This window comes from Streptomyces sp. OZ13, assembly GCF_052068155.1.
Classification (GTDB): domain Bacteria; phylum Actinomycetota; class Actinomycetes; order Streptomycetales; family Streptomycetaceae; genus Streptomyces.
The window spans coordinates 14,191-34,429 of the sequence record NZ_JBQHCZ010000007.1 but is presented as its reverse complement, the minus strand read 5'-3'; the positions used below and the strand labels follow the sequence as shown (position 1 = coordinate 34,429).

The window sequence follows — 20,239 nt, the reverse complement described above, 5'->3', positions numbered from 1 at the left end:
ATCACAAGCCGCGCACGGGCGCACCGGCGGGCGGCGGGGTGAGCCGTTCGCCACATCCGCCGCCGCGCCGCCCGTCCGTCACTGCTTGCGGTAGCCGTACGCCTCCGACGCCGCGGCCTCCACCGCGTCCAGGCCGGCGCCGGCGGAGGCCGTCACCACCGCCGCGACCGCGCCCTCCACGAACGGGGCGTCCACCAGGCGGGTACCGGCGGGAAGTTCGTCACCTTCGGCGAGCAGCGCCTTGACCGTCAGGACGGCGCTGCCCAGGTCGACGAGGACGGCGACGCCCGCGCCGCCGTCGACCTGCTCCGCCGCGGCCGTGATCAGTTCGGAGCTGGTGCCGAGGCCACCGTCGGGCGTGCCGCCCGCCGCGGCGACCGGGGCCGTACCGCCGCCGCCCGCGAGCCCTTTTGCCAGTTCGGCGACCGCGGTGGCGACCTCCCTGCTGTGCGAGACCAGCACGATGCCGACCTGCTTGCCGTCGCTCATCCGGCCGCCCCCTCCGCCGGGTCCGCCGTCTCGGCGAGCGCCGCCAGCAGCAGCGCCGACGACGTGGCGCCCGGGTCCTGGTGGCCGATGCTCCGTTCACCGAGATAGCTCGCCCTGCCCTTGCGGGCCTGCAACGGCACGGTGTCCGACGCCCCCTGCTCCGCCGCCTCGCGGGCCGCCGCGAACGACTCCGTGCTGTCGCCGAGCGCCGCCACCGCCGGTTCGAGGGCGTCCAGCATCGTCTTGTCACCGGCCTTCGCCCCGCCGAGCTGGGCCACCGCGGCGACGCCGGCCCGCAGTGCTTCGGCGAGCTGCCCAGGTGTCACCGCGGCGTCGTCCCCCAGCGCTTTGCCGGTGCGCCGCAGCAGCGTCCCGTACAGCGGGCCCGACGCCCCGCCGACCGTCGACACCAGCTGCCGTCCGGCGAGCATCAGCACGGCGCCCGGCGTCGCCGGGGGCTCCTTCTCCAGCACCGCTGCGACGGCCGTGAACCCCCGTTTGAGGTTGCTGCCGTGGTCCGCGTCGCCGATCGCCGAGTCCAGCTCGGTCAGTCGGTCCGCCTCCCGGTCCACCGAGACGGCGACCGCGGCCAGCCAACGGCGGAAGAATTCGGCGTCGAGCACAAGCACTCCCTGGGATCGGTCGGTTCGAACGGTGTGATCTCGAGGCTCCAGCGCTCTCAGCGTCCCCATCGCAGCGCCGGAGTCTGCACCGGCGCGTCCCACAGCCTGAGCAGCTCCTCGTCCACCTGGCAGAGCGTCACCGAAGCGCCGGCCATGTCGAGAGAGGTCACATAGTTGCCGACGAGGGTACGGGCCACCGCCACGTCCCGCTCCGCCAGCACGCGCTGGACCTCGGCGTTGAACCCGTACAGTTCCAGCAGCGGCGTCGCGCCCATCCCGTTGACCAGGGCGATCACCGGGCCGGAGGGCCGCAGGTCCTCCAGCACGGCGTCGACGGCGAAGTCGGCGATCTCCCGCGACGTCATCATCGGGCGCCGCTCCCGCCCCGGCTCGCCATGGATGCCGATGCCCAACTCCAGTTCGCCGGGGGGAAGATCGAAGGTGGGGCCGCCCTTCGACGGCGTGCTGCACGCGCTGAGCGCCACGCCGAAGGTGCGGGAGGAGTCGTTCACCTGCCGGCCGATCGCCTCGACGCGCTCCAGCGGTGCCCGCTCCTCCGCGGCGGCCCCGGCGATCTTCTCCACGAACAGGGTCGCCCCGGTGCCGCGCCGTCCGGCGGTGTACAGGCTGTCGGTCACCGCGACGTCGTCGTTGACGAGAACCTTCCCCAGCCGCACCCCCTCGTCCTCGGCGAGCTCGGCCGCCATGTCGAAGTTCAGCACGTCACCGGTGTAGTTCTTCACGATGAACAGCACGCCCTCGCCGCTGTCGACGGCGGCGGCGGCCCGCGCCATCTGGTCTGGCACCGGGCTGGTGAACACTTCCCCGGGGCAGGCGCCGTCGAGCATCCCGTGCCCGACGAAACCGCCGTGCAGCGGCTCGTGCCCCGAGCCGCCGCCGGAGACGAGCGCCACCTTCCCCGAGACGGGCGCGTCACGCCGCACGATGACCCGGTTGTCCACGTCCACGGCCAGATCGGGGTGGGCCGCCGCCATCCCGCGGAGGGCGTCCGCGACCACGGTCTCGGGAACGTTGATCAGCATCCTCATGGGTATCTCCTGGGAAGCTCGGCAGGGGTGGTGGTTGCCTGCGCTGGGCGTCTGCGTATCGGAGGGAGCCCTGCAGGGGCAGTATCGACCTTGCCGCTGCGAAGGTCACGTCAGGCAACATTCCGAGTGTGCCGCGCGCTCCGCCGCCGTGCGGTGGCACGGCCGAACTGCCGGCGGCCACCGCGACCGGGGACGCCGGGCCGGGCGACGGCACCGGGCCGCGTCCGGTCCTGTGCGCCGGATCCGCCCGGTCAGCAGGGCTCGCGCCAGGTGCCCAGTTCCGGCTTCTTGAGCATCGACGACAGCCGCAGCCCCCGGGCCGCCGGGCAGAAATCGGCCGTGCGCTCCGCGTACTCCACGTGGAAGACGGCCTTGCCCGCCGCGATGAAAGGTTCGAGCAGCGCGCATTCGCCGTACTGTGCGCACTCCTCGTTGACCGCGAAGTCGAAGTCGTCCAGCAGGTGCGGAATCTGCGCCAGGTCGTTCTTGAGGCCCACGGCCAGACCCCGCTCGTGCGCGATGTCCGCGATCATGCGGTTGTACCGGAGCTGGTCGTGCGCCGTGAGCGGGAAACCGGTGTCGTTGCCGTAGCCCTCGACCAGATCCGGTTCCACGGCGTCGAAGCCCTTGTCCCGGCACATGTCGAACCGGCGCTCCATGACGGGCCGCAGCGTCGATACCTGGCGGATGTCCAGCCAGCGCTCGCCGTGCCAGCCGTTGGGCCTGCCCAGCACCTCGCGCGGGAAGGCGTGCCGGTCGGGGCGGAAGTCCTCCCAGGCTCCCACGTTGACGTAGCAGATCACCTTACGGCCGTCCCGGTGCAGACGGGCGACGTCCGAGGCGGTGTTCTCGAAGCCGTCGATGTCGTAGACGGGCACGTCGACCGACGGGTCGACCCTGCCGTCGAGCTGCCACTGCCAGGCCAGTCCGGGGCGCGGCTGCCACGGGCGGCCGGCTCGCGTGGCCGCGCCGTCGTGGCCGCCGGAGCATGCCGCCAGCGCGGCCACGGCGGCCAGCGCGGCCATGACGGCCACAGCGACGACGAGGACCGGCGGGAGCCGCCTCATCGGTCCGTCGCGGTCAGCGCGGGCGTCAGCCGGGACCAGGGGTTGGGCGGTTCTCCCGTCACGGGACCGCACACGGCCGCCCCCCGCTCGCGTGCGGTGCGCACGGCGAGCGGCACGAGCAGTTCGGGCACCCCGTAGACGAGGTGGCACAGCCGTTCGGGCGGCTGCCGCGCGGTCCACGAGGGGCGGTTGAACGCCGACACGTACGTGGACCAGTGGCCCTCGAAGGTGACGGTCAGGTCGGCGAGCCGCGCGTAGCCGGGAGCGGGATGCACGCCCGGGTTGAGGACGACGGTCGACGCGCCGAGGCGGCGGACGGACCGCACCAGCCGACGGCACGCCGGCAGCCCGTGCGGCCCGGCGGTCACCTGGTCCAGGAAGCAGCCGTCGATGGCGTACCACTCCTGGTGTCTGCGGACATCGGCCGCGACATGGGCCGGGTCGCGTGCGCCGTAGTCGGTGTCGACGTAGCCGAGCAGCCGGGCCCCCGCCGTGCGCAGCGCGTCGGCCGCGGCGGCGAACGCCGGATCCGGAACGTGGCCGGGCCCGCTGGCGGGGTTGAGCACGACGGCCCAGGTGCGGGCGGCCCGGGTGATGAGGCGGTGCCACGCGGCCGGGTCCTCGGCCGGATGGACGTACAGGGGAATCAGCAGGCTCACCGCGCCGAAGCCCTCTCCTCGCTGCGGGAACCGGCCGCCCACAGCGCCGCCAGCGACGCGTCGAGGGCATACGACGGCCGCCAGCCGAGGGCATCGCCGGCGGCGGTGATGTCCGAGCACTGCCACGACACCCGCGGGGACCGCGCGGACCCGCCCGCGCCGCCCTCCTCCACGATCCGCCCCCCGAAGCCGGCCACGCCGGCCAGCGTCCGCACCAGCTCGCGTACCGGGACCGCCTCGCCGCCGCCGATGTTGAGGACCGGCGGCAGCGGTCCCGGCGTGGTGGCCGCGAGCTCCGCCGCCCGGGCCACGTCGCGTACGTCCACGAAGTCGCGGTGGGCGGACAGGTCACCGAGCCGCAAGGTCGCGTCCGGATCGCGCCCGGCGTCCGCGAGCAGGGCGGTGACCCGGCCGGGCAGCCCGGTCCGCGGCGCTCCCGGACCCACCGGGTTCCCCACCCTCAGCACCACCGCGTCCAGGCCCGACGCGCCCACCGCCATCGTGCCCGCCAGCTTCGTCGCACCGTACGGGCCGGCCGGGCGGGTCGCCGCCGACTCCGCCACCCGCCGGCCGGGCGTGCCGGGGCCGTACTCGGCGGCCGATCCCAGATGCACCAGGCGGGCCGCGGGAGCGGCCTCCAGCAGCGCCGCGCACAGCACGGCGGGGCCGCGGGCGTTCACCTCGGCGAGGGTGACGGCGTCGGCGCCGGTCTCGCCCGCGCAGTTGACGACGGCGTCGGGCCCCGCCGACGCCAGCGCCCGCGCAAGCTGCCGCGGGCTGTCCGACGCGAGGTCGACGGTGACGTCGGCGGCGGGAGAGCGGCCGCCGACGAGCACCCGGGTGCCCGGCAGGGCGCGCAGCCGCTCGGCGACGTGGCCGCCCAGGTATCCGGTCGCGCCGAGAACGAGGATGCGCATGTGTGCTCAGGCTCCCTTGAGCAGAAGCGACTTGCGGCTGGTGAACTCCGCGTTGGCACGGTCGTAGTCGTCGGGGCGGCCGATGTCCAGCCAGTAGCCGTCGAACTCGTAGGCGTGCGGCGGCCGTCCGGTGGCGAGCAGGTCCAGCACCAGTTCGTCGAAGCCCAGCGGCAGACCGGGTGTGTAGCCGTCGAGGGTCGCCCGGGAGACGCCGTAGACCCCCATGGACACCCGGTAGTCGATGCTGGGCTTCTCCGTGAAGGCGACGACCCGGCTCGCGTCCGTGGTCAGCACACCGAAGTCGATGTGCACCTTGCGGGCGTAGGTGGCGATGGTCAGGGGCGCGCCCGACGTCTCGTGCCGGCGCAGCACCTCGGCGTAGCAGAGGTCGGTGAGCACGTCGCCGTTCATGACCAGGAAGTTCTCCGGCAGACGGTCGCGGAGCGTGAGCAGCGGGCCCATGGTGCCCAGCGGGCTCTCCTCGGTGGCGTAGTCGATGCTCATGCCCCACTGCGAACCGTCGCCCACGTAGGCGCGGATGATCTCGCCCAGATGGCCGATCGCGATCGTGCAGTGGGTGAAGCCGGCCGTGGACAGCTGGCGCAGCACGATCTCCAGGATGGTGTGCTGGTCGCCGATGGGGACGAGCGGTTTGGGAAGCGCCGTGGTGTACGGCCGCAGCCGGACGCCCTTTCCTCCGGCCAGGATCACTACGTGCATGGGAGTACCTCCTGCGAGTGGGAGCCGGTCGGGTCAGATGTTGTAGATGCCGGTCTTGTAGCGGGCCAGGTTGGCCGGATCGCCGAACCACTCCACGGTCCGGGCGATGCCTTCCTCCAGCGTGTGGCGGGGCTGCCAGCCCGTCGCCGCCGTCAGCCGGGTCGCGTCCGCGACGAGCCGCATCACCTCGGAGCCGGCGGGCCGCAGGCGCTCGGGGTCCTCACGCACGTCGAGCGGGACGTCCATCACCTTGCCGATCAGCGCGACCAGGTCGCCCACGGAGATCTCCCCGCCGGTCCCGGCGTTGAGGGTACGGCCCACGACCTGCTCCGCCGGTGCGGTGCCCACCGCGAGGAACGCCCGCGCCGTGTCCTCGACGAAGGTGAAGTCCCGGGTGGGGCGCAGGTCGCCGAGGGTGATGGTGCGCTGCCCGGCCGCCACCTGCCCGATGACGGTGGGGATCACCGCCCGCATCGACTGGCGCGGCCCGAACGTGTTGAAGGGCCGCAGTGTGACCACGGGCGTGCCGAAACTGGCGTGGTAACTGTCGGCCAGCCGGTCCCCGCCCGCCTTCGAAGCGGCGTACGGGGACTGGGTGTTGACGGGATGGTCCTCGGTGATCGGCACGGTCTGCGCGGTGCCGTACGTCTCGCTGGTCGAGGTGTGCACCAGACGCGGCGTCCCCAGCGCGCGCACCGCCTCCAGCACGTTGAGCGTGCCGGTGACGTTGGTGTCCACGTAACTGTGCGGGGCCTGGTAGGAGTACGGGATCGCGATGAGCGCGGCGAGATGGTACGCGCAGTCCGCGCCGTCGAGCAGGCCGCGCACCGAGCCGGGGTCGCGTACGTCGCCGAGGACGATCTCCACGTGGTCGAGGACGTCGGCCGGCAGGGTCTCCAGCCATCCGTAGGAGGAGAACGAGTTGTACTGGGCCATGGCTCTGACGCGGTGGCCGGAGGCGACGAGCGCCTCCGTGAGGTGCGAGCCGATGAATCCTTCGGCCCCGGTGACGGCGGCGAGCGGTGCGGAGGTCAACGCATGGGTCCTTTCGTCCGGTTGGGCTGGATGACTGTCTTCGGGTGAGCGGGAGGCATCGTGCGGTGAGCGGTGGTCAGGCGTGCGGCGAGGGTCTGCCGAGAAGTCGGATCGCGCAGGCCGCGAGACAGACCGCGGCCACGCCGCACCCCAGGGGCAGCACGGCCGGGCCCGGCGGCAGGTCCAGCCAGGTGACCGCCCCGGCGCCGCCCGCGGCCGGCAGGCAGAGCACGGCCGGCGGCCAGGCGACACCGAACGCCTGGAGGAGCAGAGCGGTCCACAGGGCCGCCGCGAGGAGCAGCAGCGCGGCCGGGTCGGAGCCGGTGAGCAGCGCCGCCGGCAGCAACAGCAGGAGGTAGCCGGTCAGGCACAGGCCCAGCACGGCGGCCGAGCGCAGCCGGAACGCCCCGGGCGTCGCGCTGGCCCGCAGGGCAGCGACGGACCAGCCCCGGTAGCGGTACAGCAGCCACTCCGCCGGGCCCATGCTCAGCGTCAGAGCGATCACCGCGTACGGGTGCCGCCGGCCCTCCAGCACGACGAGCACCGCCGCGGCCAGCCCGAACAGGCCGTAGGGAAGCGAGGAGTTCAGGCTCGGCCGCGGACCGTCGGAGGCGGCCGGGGCGGCCAGGCCGTCCCACAGGACCCGTGCGCAGGCGGCGAGCGTGGCCAGCACCGCCAGCAGGGGCAGGCCCGTGCGCAGCAGGGGGCCGGGCTCCCACCACGGCAGCACCGCGGCGCCGGCGATCAGCGGACCGAGCGCCGCCAGCAGCAGCCGCTCCCGGCCCAGGACGAGCAGCACGCCCGCAGCGGCCAGATACAGCGACTGGGCGGCGGCCACCGCGGTCACCGGACCGCCGCCGGCGGGCAGCGCGGCGAGGCCCGTCGCCACCGCCGCGCCCAGCACGGAACCGGCCAGCAGGGTGCGCGCCGCCTCCCGGCGTCCCGTCACCAGCCGCAGGTGCGCCCGGTGGCCCAGCGCCTGCCCCCACGCCCAGGAGGCGACAGCCGCCACGATCAGGACGGGGGCGTGCCGGTCGACGCGCCACAGGGGAGCGGTGAGCAGGTACGCCAGGGACGGCAGCGCGAACAGCACGCCCCGCAGCAGGCATCGCACCGTGTCCGGCCGCCAGGGGTCGGCAGTGGCGGGTGGTTCGGGAAAGGTGCGGGGCACCCTTTCGTACAGCGCGGAGGCGAGCGAGAAGACATTCTCATGCCCGTACCGGTGCCGGAGCACCTCGGCGGACAGCCCTTCGGCCTCCAGCAGCGCGGCCACCTCGTACGGGTGGACGGCCGGGCCGATGCGGTCGGCGAGGTCGGCGGCGAGCCGGTTGACCGCCTCCTCGTCGGGGCCCTGTTCGGGCAGCCGCAGGGTGAGCGTGCTGTCGTCGCCCCGGCCGAAGAGCGGGCCGGATCCGGCGAGCCGCAGCGCCAGCGTGTCCTGCTCCGCGCCGCCCGGCTCCAGAGCCATCGGTCCGCTCACAGCGCCACACTCCGTGTCTCCGTGCCGGCCGAGGGCCGCGGGTCCGGCGGGGCAGGGGCGGCGGTCCGGGGCCGCGCGGGCGCGAGGAGGGCGGGCTGCCGCACGGCCGCCGGCGCGGCCGACAGCTCCTGATAGATGGAGCGGAAGGTGTCGATGGTCCGGCGGAGGGTGAACTGCTCGATCACCCGCAGCCGGGCCGCCTCACCCATCGCCCGGCGGCGTGCGGGGTCACCCAGCAGCTCCAGCGCGGCGGCGGCCATCGCGGCCGGATCGCGCGGCGGCACCACGAGACCGGTGTCGCCGACGGCCTCCCGCACTCCGCCCACGTCGGTGGAGACGGTCGCCCGCCCGCACGACATGGCCTCGATCAGCGTGAAGGGGAAGCCCTCGCTGATGCTGGACAGCATCACCACGTTCCCGGCCGCGTAGGCGTCCTTGATGTCGTCGACGCGCCCCTCGAAGGTCACGGCGTCCGCGTGTCCCAGCTCGGCGGCCAGCGCCTCGCAGCGCTCCCGGTAGCCTTCCCCGCCCCGGGGCGTCCCGCCGAACAACCGCAGCCGCACCCCGGGCAGATCGGCCCTGACGAGGGCGAACGCACGGATGAGGGTCTCCAGGTCCTTGATCGGGTCGACGCGTCCGGCCCAGCTGAGGGTGGGGGTCTCCGGCTCGGGTCCGGCCGGCGGGAAGGCGGCGGGGTCGACGCCGTTGTACACGGTGCGGATCGACCCCGGGTCGGCACCGCCCCGTTCCTCCCAGAGCCGGTTGTAGCGGTTGCCCGGCGTGATCAGCGCGGCCCGGCGGTAGGTCTCCTCCGCCAGCAGCCGGAAGAATCCCAGGACCACCGCCTTGACCGGCCAGCGGTAGGGGGCGGTGCGATAGCCGAGGTAGCGCTCGCGCAGGTAGACGCCGTGCTCGGTCAGCAGCAGCGGAACTCCGTGCCGTTCGAGGGCGGCCAGCCCCGGCAGCACGGCGACGCCGCCGCTGACGGCGTGTGCGACCCCGTCCTCGGGCGCCGGCGCGGCCAGCGGGCGCAGGGCGTGTTCGAGCAGAGAGGTGGCGGTGAGCGCGTCGTGCAGGGTCGGCCCCGCCTCGCGCACGGCCGTACCGGGGCGCGTCCATACGGCGGTCAGGATCGCGATCGCCGTGTCGCCGCGCAGGAACGGGCCGAGCAGGCCGTCCGCCGCCGCCCGCGCCATGGTGTGCAGGGCGGGTGCGAAGCCGTCCTCGGCGCAGGGGTCGACCAGCGAGGTCAGGAACCGTTCGTACGCGCCGGCGAGCCGGCGGCGGGTACGGCCGCGGGGCGGCCGGCCCGGCGGCGCCTCGCCCCACATGGGGACGGAGAGCACGCCCGAGACATGGCCCGGCAGATCCCATACGAGCGGCTCCCGCCCGGTGCCGGTGACGGCGATGACGTCGAAGTCGATGTCGGGCATGCCGGTGACGAGCTGGTCGCACCAGACGCTCACACCGCCGTGACTGTGTGGATAGGTGCCTTCGGTGAGCAGGGTGACGCGCGTGGCTGCGGAGCGTCGCGCGCCGTGGTGAAGGTGCATCGGTGTGCTCCACGGCCGAGGTGTGGGGTGGTCGTGCCGGCCCCGGCCGCGCGTGGGCGGCCGGGGCCTCGCTGACGGTCGCGCCGGTCAGCTCCCCGCGGCGGGGGAGACCGGCTCGGCCACGCCCTCGGGCACGCGGGTGTCCGGTGCGGGGCCGGTGACCGGTGCGGAGGCGCCCGCGTCGGTGGCGGTGGCCGGGGCGGCGGACGGCGGCAGCGCGAGGGTGAGCGGTGCGGGAGCGGAGGACGTCCACCCGGAGCGTTCGCCCGCGTAGGCCTCGCCGAAGGGGGAGCCGGCCCGCGTGGTGCCCTCGGGCATCGTCGCGGGAACCGCCACCCCGTCCGGGCCCTCGACGGTGACGGTGCCGCCGACGCGGTAGGCCGTGACCTGTCCGCTCTGCACGGCCGCGCGCCAGGCGGCGCGCCGCCGGAGTTCGCTGCCGATGTCCTTCATCCGCGGATTGACCACCGGGGTGTTCTCCGCGAAGAGAGCGTCGTAGGTGTGGAGGACGCCGTCCAGGACCGGGTAGGCGATGCGGTCCTCCGCCAGGTTCGACTGGTGGATGAAGTGCGGCTTGGGGTCGTTGGCGAGGACGTGCCCGAGGGCGATCTGCCGCTCCAGGGGAACGATGTGGTCCGTGTAGCCGGTGGCGGTGTCGAGCGGGGCCGGCAGGCAGGTGGTGGTGGCCGGATTGTCCTCGCAGATGCCGCTGCCGCCCTGCGCGCGGCCGGTGTAGATCCAGTTGTACTCGTCGACCTGCTCGGCCGCCCGCCCGGCGTTGTAGAAGATGTTCATCGGGTGGCGCGGGACGGTCGTGGCCGCTCCGACCTGACGCTGGCCGGACTCGCGGGAGTTGTCAGAGGCCAGCCAGGTGATGCCGTTGTCGGCGAGGGCGGGCGCCAGGTTGGGGTTGTCGGCTGGCTGCTGGGGCAGGACCCGCAGCCCGGAGTGCTCGCCGGTGACCAATTCACCGTCGTCCAGGGGCAGTCCCGCGATGCGGCCCCAGACGCGGTTGTGGGCGATCTCGTCGGAGAGGTCGTCCCTGCCGACCCACTTGGTGCTTCCGTCCGCTTCGGTGGCGCACCGCCAGGGCACCACCGTGGTGTCCTGCTCACAGCCGAGGAAAGCGTGCGTGTAGGTGTGGTTGATCCAGCGGAACGCGCCCCGCTCGGCGATGAACCTGTCGGCGAGCGGGTCGGCGCCGTTGTTGTCCTCGCGGTGGTCGACGCTGCCGGCGCCGTTGTAGGCGAGGTCGAGGGTGAAGTCGTGCTCGCGCTGCCAGGCGGTGGCGTGGTCGACGTCCGCGGGCGTCATCCGGATCGGGTCGGGAGCGGCGTTCGGATCCGTGCAGTCGACGTCGCCGGGTGTGCAGTTGAGGGCGGAGTTCCAGCGGTCGTCGGCGGCGAACACGTCGTCGACGTGCACGGCGAAGTAGTTGCGGGAGACGCCGAGGTGCACACCGCCGGTCATCCACTGCACGATGCCGCGTGCCAGCAGCCGGAACTGCTGCTGGTACCGGTTGTAGACGAAGGTGACGACGAGTTCCCGCCGCCCGTCGTGCCGGTACTCGCCCACGAGGGAGCCCCGCCGGGCCGTTCCCGGGATCGGCGCCTCGACGTACGGGGTGAAGTCGGCGTCGGCGACCGGCGTCGACAGGTACGCGTAACTCTCTCCCACGGTCGGTGAGTTGTCCTCGAACGGAACCGTTCCTTCGAGGTACCCGAACGGTCCGGAACGGCCGGCGTCGGTCACCTCGGCGCGCGCCCCGTCGACGCTGCCGGAGTAGCCGCCGTACACCGGGTACTGGAGTCCGGCCTCGGGGCGGGCGTACGTGTACGCGTCGACCTGCGGGATGTCGTAGGTCTGTTCGTAGGCCACGAGCGCGGCCATTTCCGGCGAGTTCGCAGGGAACGGGTTGTCGTTGGGCAGGACGACGGCCTGGAACCGGGCGCGCTCCCGGCCGTCCACGGTGTCCGCGAGGTATTCGGCGTCGATCACGGGTCGGTCGGCCCGGGCGAGGTCGATCTCCGTGTACGGCGTGCCCGCGGCGTCCAGTTCGGCCGCGATGGCGTCGGTGGACGGGCCGCCGTCGCTCACGATGAGCACCCGCAGATCGATGCGGGGAGCCTGGGCGTCGGCGTGTGCCGCCGTGGTCGGTACGCCGAGGGCGGCGACGAGCGCGCCCGTCGTGAGCAGAGTGGTGCGTATGGTCCGCTTCATGCGGTGCTGTCCCCTCCCAGGGCAGGGGTGAGCACTGCTCCGCGGAGCGGACGCACCCCCTTGCGCGACGCCGGCTTCCCCCTCAGAGGCCGGTCGTCGACGCATCCGTCGCGTCACATCGTGAGGTGTCTGTGTAGCTTTTGTGGTCATGCTGCGAAACGTGACGGAAAAGTGCAGGTGTGCAACGGGCGTCAGTGCGAGGCGAGTTGCGCGTACGGCGGCCCGCCGCGGACGCCCGCCGGCGTCCGGCTTCAGCGGGTGCCGCCCAGGTTGGAGGGGATTGCGCCGCACCGGCGGGCCGCTGGGGCCCGCCGGCGCGACCGCAGTTGGTACAGACCGATCTGCCGGGCGGGCGTGGGCCGGTTTCCGGTCACCGCCCCGCACGGCGTGAGGTCAGGAGCAGAGGATTCGGGTCTCGGGTGTGTGGACCGGGCCGCCGCTAATGTTCGTGCTGTCGCTGAACTCGGCGTAGAAGTACGAGTAGAAGCCGATGTTGCCGTTGCAGCCGGAGTCGGCGGCGATCTGGAGCGTCAGCGTCACGGTCCGGCTCTGACCCGGCGGGACGGGGGCGCCGTAGTTGGTGCCGAGGTTCGCGGGGCCGGTGCCGGAACAGGCGGAGCTGCCGGTGGCCGTGGCGAGACTGCAGCCCGTGACGGAGTACTTGAGGTCGGGGCGCTGCGTGGTCAGCCAGGTGGGGTCGATGGTCTGGTGGACGAACCAGATGTCGTAGGTCTTGTTGTTCGTCAGCGTCATCGACAGGTTCACCGTGCCGCCCGGCGTGGTGGTGGCCGTGTCGGTGGTGAACGTCAGCTCGGCGGGGCCGGGGGCGGCGGCGCTCGCGGAGGGCGCCAGGCCGAAAACGGCGAGGAAGAGGGCGAGGACGGTGGTGAGACCGAGACGTCTCATCAAAGGTGATCGCATGGCCCGGGAGGCTAGGCAGGGGGCGGCCGCGCCGTCTGCACCGCGCCGGTGCCCGGGAACCGGGAACGACCGAAAGTGTGTCTCCTGTGAAGGATGTGCGGCGAAAGTGTGCCGGACGGTCGCCGATCGCATACGTGCACGGTGGAGCCGGTGCGGCGGGCCGGCCGGCGCGGCGGCCGCGCCAGGCGCCTCGACGGGCGGGCGGTGGAGGTGTTGGCGCATACCTGCCGTGCGGCCTTCGGCAAGGGCGAGGGGTCCACGTGTTCCGCCCGCCGGATGAGACGTCCGATGGGTGGTGCGGCTCCTGCGGGCGCTGCACAGTCCGCGGTGCCGTCCGCCGCGGTGCCGTCCGCCGTCCTGCGCACCCCGACCGGCGCGACGGGCCTCCGGGATCGTTTGTGCCGCGAGCGCTTCAGCCGGCCTCGAGTGTTCATCGGGTGTGAACGGCCTCCCGGCGGGGGATCCGACCCCCGACGGGGGGAACGCATGGGCGAAGAGGGCCGCAAAACCCGGGAGTTGCTGCGCGACGAGGTTGTACGGGAGCGGCGCGGGGCACTGTGCGGGCGGATCACGACCGCCGGGATCACCGTCCAGGACATCCTGTGCTGCGAGGACCGCGCCGGATTCGTCGGCCCCGGGCACGCGGACGCGTACACCGTGGTCCTCGCACGGTCCGGCGGCTACCTCCGCCGGATCGCCGGCGAGGAGTTCTTCGTGGACGCGAGCGGCGGCTACCTCACCCGGCCGGGCGACGAACACCGCGTTGCCCACCCGACCGGCCCCGGCGACCGGTCCACCGAGATCCGGGTCGGCGCGGAACTTTTCGCCGACCGCTTCGACGGCCCGCCGCTCTCCCGGCGCTTCACGATCACCGGCGCCTCCGACGTGCACCATCGCGCCCTGCTGGCCGCCGGCCGCCGCGGGGCCGACGACTTCGAACTGGCCGACCGGATCCACCGCCTGCTCGACGGCGTGGCCGCCTCCGCCGGGCACTGGCACACGGACACCGCCGCCCGCCCCGCCGCCGCCCGCGCCCACGGTCGGCTGGTCCGCGACGCCTGCGCCGCCCTGGCCGCCGGCACCCCGGGGCTCCGCCTCTCCCTGGAGGAGCTGGCCCGCACCGTAGGGGCCTCTCCGCACCATCTCAGCCGTGTCTTCCGCGCCGTCACCGGCACGACCCTCACGCACTACCGCAACGAACTGCGGATCCGCGGTGTCCTCCACGCGCTGGAGGAGGGCGAAGGCAACCTGCGCGCACTCTCGTACGCTTACGGATTCGCCGACCAGGGCCATCTGACCCGTGTGTGCCGCAGCCATACCGGCCACGTACCCAGCGCCTTGCGGAGCCTTCTCGCGGATCGCGCATGAATGTCCAACGCCCCGGCGGAGGGCGTGCCACAGGATGGCGGCGGCCGGAAAGCCGGCCGGTGCCGTGCCGTCCCCCGGGGCCCGACGCGGCGCCCGTCTTCCGAGTGGGGGAACGCGACGATGACCTTCCTGACCAGAGCCGGTACAACCATGGCGGCAGCCCTGACAGCCGTCGCATGCGTGGGCTCCGCACCGGGCGCCGCCCCCGGCCCGTACCCCCCCACCCCGTCCGCCGCGGCGGCGCGCCCGTCAGTGGCGCGGGGGCTCGCCGACCCGCGCCCCTGCCCCGGGCAGACCGAGGTGACCTGCGCCGACCTGACGGTGCCGCTCGACCGCACCGGAACCGTGCCGGGCACCCTGCAACTCCGGATCGCGGTCTTCGGCAAGGCCGACGCGCCCAGGGGAACCCTCCTCTTCCTCACCGGCGGTCCCGGCCAGCCGGGCGTCCCCTACGTCCAGCGGATCCGCGACCGGCTCCCCGAGGCACTCGCCCAGTACCGGCTCGTGATGATCGACCAGCGCGGCACCGGCGGCGCGGCCATCGACTGCCCCGAACTCCAGAAGGAGGTGGGCAGCAGCGACACCGTCGCCCCCACGCCCGGCGCCGTCACCGCCTGTGCCGAAAGCCTCGGAGCGAAGCGGAACTTCTTCACCACCGCCGACACGGTGGCCGACCTGGAAGACCTGCGACGCGCCCTCGGCGTCAGGTCCTGGACACTCGACGGAGTCTCCTACGGCACGTTCACCGCCGGCCAGTACGCCCTCACCCATCCGCATCGGGTCCGCAAGCTCGTCCTCGACTCCGTCGTCCCGCTCGACGGCGCGGGCGTGCTGTACGAGGACGCCCTCGGCCACTCCGCGCGAGTGCTGCGCACCGCCTGCCGGGAGCAGCAGTGCGGCTTCGACCCGGCACGCGACCTCGCAACGGTCGTCCGCCGCGACGGCAACGGCGCCGGCGTCTTCAACCTCCTCGTCATTGCGAGCATCATCGACCCGAAACTCGACAACCCGAGGTTCGGCATTCTCAACGCCATCCACGCCTCCGCCGCCGGCGACCGGACCCGTCTCGACGGTCTCGTCGCCGGGTTCTCCGCGCCGTCCGAAGAACCCCCTTCGGAGTTCAGCTCCGGACTGCACGCCGCGACGCTCTGCGCCGACTCGCGATGGCCCTGGGGCGACGCCTCCGCTCCCGTCGAGGAACGTGAACTGGCTCTGAAGCGGGCCGTCCAGCGGATCAGGCCGGCGAAGGTGTGGCCCTTCGAGCGGGAGACGGCGGGCGCGCAGGGCATCCCGCGGACCTGCCTGCCCTGGCCCGCCTCGCGCCCCAACGATGCGGCGCCCCGCCACACCCTGACCATGCCGGTGCTGCTCCTGGCCGGCGACCGGGACCTGTCGACGCCCGTGCAGTGGGCACGCGACCTCGCCGCCGTGACCCCGAGGGCCGAACTCGTCGTCGTCGAGGGGGCGGGCCACTCCACACAGAGCCGCAGCGACGCGGGAGCCCAAGAGGCAGAGAAGTTCCTGCTGCGCTGAGGCATGTCGGCGATCCGGGACTGCGGGTTCGGCACCTTCACCTGCTGTCAGGACGTCGGTGAGAGCAACGGACCGGCCCGAGAGGCTGCCGCACATGGCGGAATGGGTGGAGTCCCGGCGCGGCTGCACGCTCATCTGAGTGCGGCGGTGATCTGTTCAAAGACCCGGGCGCCGGCGCTGCCGGCCCCGGTCCTTGTACGAATTGCGCTGCCCGGTCCCACGGCCCGCCGCCGGACCGCAGCCGTGGCCCGCTCTTTCGTGGCTGCGCGCGCGTCACACCGGTTCGTTCTCCCGGGCGTGGGTCTTCCGTGAGCGGTCCTCCTTCCGCGCCGCGAGGACGACGAGCGCACCCGAGACGACGCCCGCGAAGTACGGGGACGGCACGAGCAGGACGCCGCCGACGAAGCACCATGCCGCGAGGCCCCAGCCGGCCCAGGCGGGCACGGCCACCCCGCGGCCCGCGAGGTGCCACGTCAGGCAGCCCAGCAGAATCAGGGGCACGGCGAAGCTTCCCGGACCGGCCCAGAAGGTGACCTCGTTCTGCAGGGACTCCACCGTCCGGTCGGCCGCCCCCTCGTTCGGTGCGAGCGGGACGGCTGCCCACACCCCGCGCTCCGCCCAGCCGTTGATGTCTCCCCAGGCGAACAGGGTCAGCAGCGACAGGTGCCCCGTCCCCAGCCCGACCATGATGCCGCTCGCCCAACGCAGCAGTCGCTTCTCCGCGTTCATCGTCGGTCAGCCCCGTTCCCCTTGCTGTGCCGCGAGGTCGTCGCGGTCGCGCCAGGCCCGTTCCCACTGCCGGGCCAGCGCCGGATAGACGATGAGATGCCGGAAGGGTGCGATGGCGGTCATGTAGAGCCGCCCGAACCGTCCGTTGGGCTTGACGAGTACGGCCATCCGCAGCTCGTGGTCACCCTCCGCCCCCTCCACCCAGCTGAGGTGCATCACGGTGTGCACGGTCTTGTTCGCCAGCTCACGGGCGGACTCCGTGGGAAGCTCGTAGAGCCCCTTCAGGGGCATGCTGTCGTTGTCCTCGCCCCGGGGTGCGTCGCGGAGGTCGCCGGGAAGGCGGTCGCGGAGCGGGGCGACCCGCGCACCGACGCCCGCCGCCGGGTCGTCCCAGCCGAGGAGCGCACCGAGCTTCCACCGGACGGCGAACAGGAACCGCACCGGCCAGGCCTGTTCGGTGAGGCTGCCGGCAGTCCGCATCGCCATCAGCATCGTGGGGAAGTCGTCGGGCCCGGCTCCGGGGGTCCGGAACGCCCACACGTCCTCGACCTCGAAGTCGGAGGTGAATTCGTGGATGCGCCACCGGTGCTCGGAAAAGGTGGACTTCGCGAGTCGTGCCACGCCTCGGCCTCTCGTTCTGTACGCAGCCGTACATTTCATCTGTACGATACCGTACAGAACCCGCGAAACGACACCCCCGAGAGCAGGTGAGCAGGTGCCCCCCGTCGCCCGCACCCCACGAAGTCGCTGGATCGAAGCGGGGCTTGACGCCCTCGCCAGGGGCGGACCGGACGCTGTCCGGGTAGAGGCGCTGGCTGCCGAGATCGGCGTGACGAAGGGCGGCTTCTACGGGTACTTCGACGGTCGTCCCGCGTTGCTCGCCGAGATGCTCGACGAATGGGAACGCCGTTGCACGGACAGCGTCCTCGAGCAGGTCGAGTCCGAAGGCGGGGACCCCGCGGAAAGGGTCCGGCGGGCCGGCCGACTGACCTTCTCGGACGACCTGCACCGGATCGATCTCGCGGTCCGCGAGTGGGCCCGGCAAGACCCGTCGGTCGCCGAGCGACTGCGGCGGATCGACAACGTCCGCATGGAGTTCCTTCGTTCGATGTTCCGCAGCTTCGTGGCGGACCCCGACGAGGTCGAGGCGCGCTGCACGCTGGCTTTCGCGCTCGCGATCGGCCGCCACTTCATCGCCGCGGACCATCCCGGACGCACCAGGCGCGAATCGATCCATCTGGCCGGAGAGTTTCTCCTGCGCCCCGGGCCGTGAACGCCTGAGGCTGTTGGCTCCTGCACCCCCGGGCCGTGAACACCTGAGGCTTTCGGATCCTGCGCCCCGGGCCGTGAACGCTGAGGCTGTCTGGCGCCGGTACCGCCCGGGTTGCGAACGCTTCAGGCTTTCCGCTCCTGGCGCGGGCGTCCACCGTTCCGCAGTCCTGGCGTCTCCGCCGAACGCCCCGCCGAGGCGCGCGGCGGTCCGGCGTCGGCCCGTGCGTTGCTCAGGACGGATGCCGGTCGGGGGCGACGCCCGGCGCCTCCTGCAAGGGAAAAGCCATCAGGCTCATGCCCACGGGCAGCGTTCCGGGCGTGCGGGGCGGGCGCGCGGCGTCGTGGAGCTCGGCCGCGATGCCGGCGAGCTGCCGCCTTGCCGCTTCCCAGATCTCCGGTTCCACCCACAGTTCGGCATCGACGGTCACACCCTCGCTCTCCGGGGCCCGGCGCACCGCGCGTTCCTGGAGGGTGTGGGCCAGGGTGGCGGCCAGCAGCTGCGTCCCCTCGCGCTGGTCGGACAGCGGTGATCCGTGCACGGTGCGGTAGCGGCGCTCACGGCCCCCGCGTCGAGTGCGCTCCTCGGCCAGTTCGACCAGTCCTGCGGCGTCCAGGCGCCGCAGGTGCCCGCTGGCCAGGGCGTGCGAGACGCCCAGCTCACGCGCGAGTTCGGCGGCGGACATCGGCCCGGGCCACATGAGCGTGAGCATCCGCAGCCGCAGGGGATGGGCGAGCGCCCTCAGAACGGGGTCCGGATCAGTCACACCGGCAAGTAAAGCGCATGCCGGCATGCGGATCCCTACCCCCAATCAAGTGATTGGGGGTAGGCTGCCGCGCAACCCGGACCGAGACATCGGAACGAGATGTCGAAGCAGGGCGACCAGGCACGGCATTGAACGAGGCACGGAGTCAAGGGGGCTCGGCATGGCCGGGGGCGTGTTCACGGTGCTGCGGAATCGCAACGCCCGTGTCTACCTGGCGGGAGTGATCATCTCCGGCTTCGGCGACTCGGCCATGCTGCTTGCCTCCGCGGTCTGGGTGAAGGAGCTCACCGGCTCCAACAGCCTCGCAGCCCTGGTGACTTTCTGTGCGTGGGCCCCGGCCCTGGCCGGACCGTTCATCGGCACCCTGGCCGACCGCATGCGCCGCCGCACACTCCTCATCGCGACCAGCCTGGCGCTGGCGGTCGTGATGACCGCGCCGGTCGCCGTGCGCTCTTCCGAGGACGTCTGGCTGCTCTTCACCGTACTGACCCTGGTGGGCACGGGAACCGTGCTGATGGACGCCGCCGAGACCGCGCTCATCGCCTCCGCCGTGCCGAGCGAACTGCGCGGGGATTTCAACGGCCTTGCCAGGACCGCGATCGAGAGCACGAGCCTGCTCGGCCCCCTGCTCGGTGCGGGCCTGTTCACCGTACTCGGCGGACCCACCGTCGCCCTGCTGAACGCCCTGTCCTTCCTCCTGGGCGCAGCCGCGTTCAGTCTCATCCGCGCGCGTGAACCCGCGCCCGCCGCCCGGTCGCGGCAGGGCTGGACCGCCGCCTCCGCGGAGGGAATCCGCTACCTCTGGCGGCACCCGACGCTCCGCCCCTTGGTGGTTGCGGGCGGCTGCGCCATGGCGGCGTCGAGCCTCAGCAGCACGGCCACGTTCGCGCTCCTCGATATCGGACTGGGCCAAGCCGCCGCGTTCGCAGGCGTCCTCAGCTCGATCCAAGGGCTCGGATCGGTCGTCGGCGGTCTGGCGGCCGGCGCACTCCTGCGCCGCATGCCGGCACGCGTCCTTTCGGCGATCGGCCTCGTCGTCTTCTCCGTCGGCGTGCTGGCCCGGATCAGCGGATCGGTGCCCGTCGTGTCGGTCGGCAGCCTGCTCATCGGCCTGGGCCTGCCATGGCCGCTCATCAGCGCTCTGACCACCGTCCAGAAGGAGACACCGGGCGAACTGCTCGGCCGGGTCGCAGCCACCGCGAACACTCTGGTCTTCGCGCCGACCGGCCTGGCCCTCCTCGCGGGCACAGCCATTGTGGCCACCCTCGACCACCGGGTCCAGCTCCTCGCCGCCGGCATCCTGGGCGTGACGGCGGCCGCGCTGCTCGCGGTCGGCGGCCGTGCCCCGCGCGGTACGGATCCCGCCGAGGAGCCCGAGGCCGCTCACCGACCGCGCGAAGCCGACGCCGTGGACAGTGATGCCGACGCCGTGGACCGGTGACGAGGAGGAAGGGTGCGACGGGCGTCTCCGCCCGGAGACCGGCAGCAGGCCCGGATCCGCCGGCCCGGCCGGTCCGAGTGTCACCCGCCGACCGGTGTGGCGGAAGCGACGAGGTGGCCGGTGAGCTCGGCGGGATGGGTGAGTTGGGGGTAGTGCCCGGCACTGTCGATCCCGGTCACCGGGTGGCCGGCGGCCACGACCGACGGCTCGGTGGAACCCACGACGATCCGGACGGGGACGCCGACCCGGCTCAGCAGCGTCCGCGCGCAGAGCCGCGACGACGCGGCGGGCCACCCCGGGGCGGCGCAGGTCCGCCGCGGCGCTCGCCACCTCCGCGCCCTCGGGGACGCCCAGTACCCGTGCCAGCCGGGCGGCGGACACGCGGCGCAGCATCGGCAC

At 73.1% G+C, this 20,239-nt stretch carries 20 protein-coding genes; 4 read left to right on the top strand and 16 right to left on the bottom strand.

Features of this window, described 5'->3' with window-relative positions; all coding sequences use genetic code 11:
• Positions 1-78 precede the first annotated feature (78 nt).
• From ACTMTU_RS18075 to ACTMTU_RS18020, 12 genes are all read right to left on the bottom strand, one after another.
• Positions 79-489: a PTS-dependent dihydroxyacetone kinase phosphotransferase subunit DhaM gene (locus ACTMTU_RS18075; protein WP_441264501.1), complete on the bottom strand. Its 411-nt coding sequence runs from the start codon at positions 487-489 to the stop codon at positions 79-81.
• Entirely contained in the window at positions 486-1,112 is a 627-nt protein-coding gene (gene dhaL / locus ACTMTU_RS18070) for a dihydroxyacetone kinase subunit DhaL (RefSeq protein WP_441264500.1), read from the bottom strand. Before dhaL ends, ACTMTU_RS18075 begins: the two co-directional genes overlap by 4 nt.
• Positions 1,113-1,168: 56 nt before the next feature.
• Positions 1,169-2,161 carry a dihydroxyacetone kinase subunit DhaK gene (dhaK, locus tag ACTMTU_RS18065; RefSeq protein WP_441264499.1) on the bottom strand — a complete coding sequence of 331 codons (993 nt, stop codon included), beginning with the start codon at positions 2,159-2,161 and terminating at the stop codon, positions 1,169-1,171.
• A gap of 251 nt (positions 2,162-2,412) precedes the next feature.
• Positions 2,413-3,228, bottom strand: a complete 816-nt coding sequence (locus ACTMTU_RS18060; RefSeq protein ID WP_441264498.1) for an endo alpha-1,4 polygalactosaminidase — start codon at positions 3,226-3,228, stop codon at positions 2,413-2,415.
• Complete coding sequence (locus tag ACTMTU_RS18055) at positions 3,225-3,887, bottom strand: spherulation-specific family 4 protein (RefSeq protein WP_441264497.1); 663 nt, start codon at positions 3,885-3,887, stop codon at positions 3,225-3,227. Before ACTMTU_RS18055 ends, ACTMTU_RS18060 begins: the two co-directional genes overlap by 4 nt.
• The gene (locus ACTMTU_RS18050; RefSeq protein WP_441264496.1) at positions 3,884-4,804 is read right to left on the bottom strand and encodes an NAD-dependent epimerase/dehydratase family protein; all 921 of its coding nucleotides are present in this window, start codon (positions 4,802-4,804) and stop codon (positions 3,884-3,886) included. The genes ACTMTU_RS18055 and ACTMTU_RS18050 overlap by 4 nt, the downstream gene beginning before the upstream one ends.
• 6 nt (positions 4,805-4,810) lie before the next feature.
• Positions 4,811-5,524 carry a nucleotidyltransferase family protein gene (locus ACTMTU_RS18045; RefSeq protein ID WP_441264495.1) on the bottom strand — a complete coding sequence of 238 codons (714 nt, stop codon included), beginning with the start codon at positions 5,522-5,524 and terminating at the stop codon, positions 4,811-4,813.
• A 33-nt stretch (positions 5,525-5,557) separates the two neighbouring features.
• Complete coding sequence (locus ACTMTU_RS18040) at positions 5,558-6,559, bottom strand: GDP-mannose 4,6-dehydratase (RefSeq protein ID WP_441264494.1); 1,002 nt, start codon at positions 6,557-6,559, stop codon at positions 5,558-5,560.
• A gap of 76 nt (positions 6,560-6,635) precedes the next feature.
• On the bottom strand, positions 6,636-8,039 hold the full coding sequence (locus ACTMTU_RS18035; RefSeq protein WP_441264493.1) for a hypothetical protein: 1,404 nt from the start codon (positions 8,037-8,039) through the stop codon (positions 6,636-6,638).
• Positions 8,036-9,592 (bottom strand): GT4 family glycosyltransferase PelF, encoded by a 1,557-nt coding sequence (gene pelF / locus ACTMTU_RS18030; protein ID WP_441264492.1) that lies wholly within the window; start codon positions 9,590-9,592, stop codon positions 8,036-8,038. Before pelF ends, ACTMTU_RS18035 begins: the two co-directional genes overlap by 4 nt.
• An 87-nt stretch (positions 9,593-9,679) precedes the next feature.
• The gene (locus ACTMTU_RS18025; protein WP_441264491.1) at positions 9,680-11,812 is read right to left on the bottom strand and encodes a hypothetical protein; all 2,133 of its coding nucleotides are present in this window, start codon (positions 11,810-11,812) and stop codon (positions 9,680-9,682) included.
• Between the two features lie 393 nt (positions 11,813-12,205).
• Complete coding sequence (locus ACTMTU_RS18020) at positions 12,206-12,718, bottom strand: hypothetical protein (protein ID WP_441264490.1); 513 nt, start codon at positions 12,716-12,718, stop codon at positions 12,206-12,208.
• 501 nt (positions 12,719-13,219) lie between these two features.
• Between ACTMTU_RS18020 and ACTMTU_RS18015 the strand changes: the two genes are divergently transcribed.
• Positions 13,220-14,101: a helix-turn-helix domain-containing protein gene (locus ACTMTU_RS18015; protein ID WP_441264489.1), complete on the top strand. Its 882-nt coding sequence runs from the start codon at positions 13,220-13,222 to the stop codon at positions 14,099-14,101.
• 120 nt (positions 14,102-14,221) lie between these two features.
• Positions 14,222-15,634: an alpha/beta fold hydrolase gene (locus ACTMTU_RS18010; RefSeq protein WP_441264488.1), complete on the top strand. Its 1,413-nt coding sequence runs from the start codon at positions 14,222-14,224 to the stop codon at positions 15,632-15,634.
• Positions 15,635-15,907: 273 nt separating this feature from the next.
• Here ACTMTU_RS18010 and ACTMTU_RS18005 read toward each other — a convergent pair whose 3' ends face one another.
• Entirely contained in the window at positions 15,908-16,363 is a 456-nt protein-coding gene (locus ACTMTU_RS18005; protein ID WP_441264487.1) for a DUF6463 family protein, read from the bottom strand.
• Between the two features lie 6 nt (positions 16,364-16,369).
• Entirely contained in the window at positions 16,370-16,984 is a 615-nt protein-coding gene (locus ACTMTU_RS18000; protein WP_441264486.1) for a DUF2867 domain-containing protein, read from the bottom strand.
• Positions 16,985-17,078: 94 nt separating this feature from the next.
• On the opposite strand from ACTMTU_RS18000, the gene ACTMTU_RS17995 reads away from it, so the two are divergent.
• Entirely contained in the window at positions 17,079-17,636 is a 558-nt protein-coding gene (locus tag ACTMTU_RS17995) for a TetR/AcrR family transcriptional regulator (protein ID WP_364594168.1), read from the top strand.
• Positions 17,637-17,865: 229 nt separating this feature from the next.
• Here ACTMTU_RS17995 and ACTMTU_RS17990 read toward each other — a convergent pair whose 3' ends face one another.
• A complete protein-coding gene (locus ACTMTU_RS17990; protein WP_441264485.1) occupies positions 17,866-18,399 on the bottom strand; it encodes an ArsR/SmtB family transcription factor in 534 nt (177 codons plus the stop codon).
• An 88-nt stretch (positions 18,400-18,487) separates the two neighbouring features.
• Here ACTMTU_RS17990 and ACTMTU_RS17985 point away from each other — a divergent pair, with 88 nt between their 5' ends.
• A complete protein-coding gene (locus tag ACTMTU_RS17985) occupies positions 18,488-19,840 on the top strand; it encodes an MFS transporter (protein WP_441264710.1) in 1,353 nt (450 codons plus the stop codon).
• Between the two features lie 80 nt (positions 19,841-19,920).
• On the opposite strand, the gene ACTMTU_RS17980 is transcribed toward ACTMTU_RS17985, so the two are convergent.
• On the bottom strand, positions 19,921-20,061 hold the full coding sequence (locus ACTMTU_RS17980; protein WP_441264484.1) for a hypothetical protein: 141 nt from the start codon (positions 20,059-20,061) through the stop codon (positions 19,921-19,923).
• Positions 20,062-20,239: the final 178 nt, after the last annotated feature.

What these genes read in the sequence shown, in the direction of transcription:
- ACTMTU_RS18075 (WP_441264501.1), bottom strand. Translation starts at nt 489, where the DNA reads ATGAGCGACGGCAAGCAGGTCGGCATCGTGCTGGTCTCGCACAGCAGG.
- dhaK (WP_441264499.1), bottom strand. Translation starts at nt 2,161, where the DNA reads ATGAGGATGCTGATCAACGTTCCCGAGACCGTGGTCGCGGACGCCCTC.
- ACTMTU_RS18060 (WP_441264498.1), bottom strand. Translation starts at nt 3,228, where the DNA reads ATGAGGCGGCTCCCGCCGGTCCTCGTCGTCGCTGTGGCCGTCATGGCC.
- ACTMTU_RS18050 (WP_441264496.1), bottom strand. Translation starts at nt 4,804, where the DNA reads ATGCGCATCCTCGTTCTCGGCGCGACCGGATACCTGGGCGGCCACGTC.
- ACTMTU_RS18045 (WP_441264495.1), bottom strand. Translation starts at nt 5,524, where the DNA reads ATGCACGTAGTGATCCTGGCCGGAGGAAAGGGCGTCCGGCTGCGGCCG.
- pelF (WP_441264492.1), bottom strand. Translation starts at nt 9,592, where the DNA reads ATGCACCTTCACCACGGCGCGCGACGCTCCGCAGCCACGCGCGTCACC.
- ACTMTU_RS18025 (WP_441264491.1), bottom strand. Translation starts at nt 11,812, where the DNA reads ATGAAGCGGACCATACGCACCACTCTGCTCACGACGGGCGCGCTCGTC.
- ACTMTU_RS18020 (WP_441264490.1), bottom strand. Translation starts at nt 12,718, where the DNA reads ATGAGACGTCTCGGTCTCACCACCGTCCTCGCCCTCTTCCTCGCCGTT.
- ACTMTU_RS18015 (WP_441264489.1), top strand. Translation starts at nt 13,220, where the DNA reads ATGGGCGAAGAGGGCCGCAAAACCCGGGAGTTGCTGCGCGACGAGGTT.
- ACTMTU_RS18010 (WP_441264488.1), top strand. Translation starts at nt 14,222, where the DNA reads ATGACCTTCCTGACCAGAGCCGGTACAACCATGGCGGCAGCCCTGACA.
- ACTMTU_RS18005 (WP_441264487.1), bottom strand. Translation starts at nt 16,363, where the DNA reads ATGAACGCGGAGAAGCGACTGCTGCGTTGGGCGAGCGGCATCATGGTC.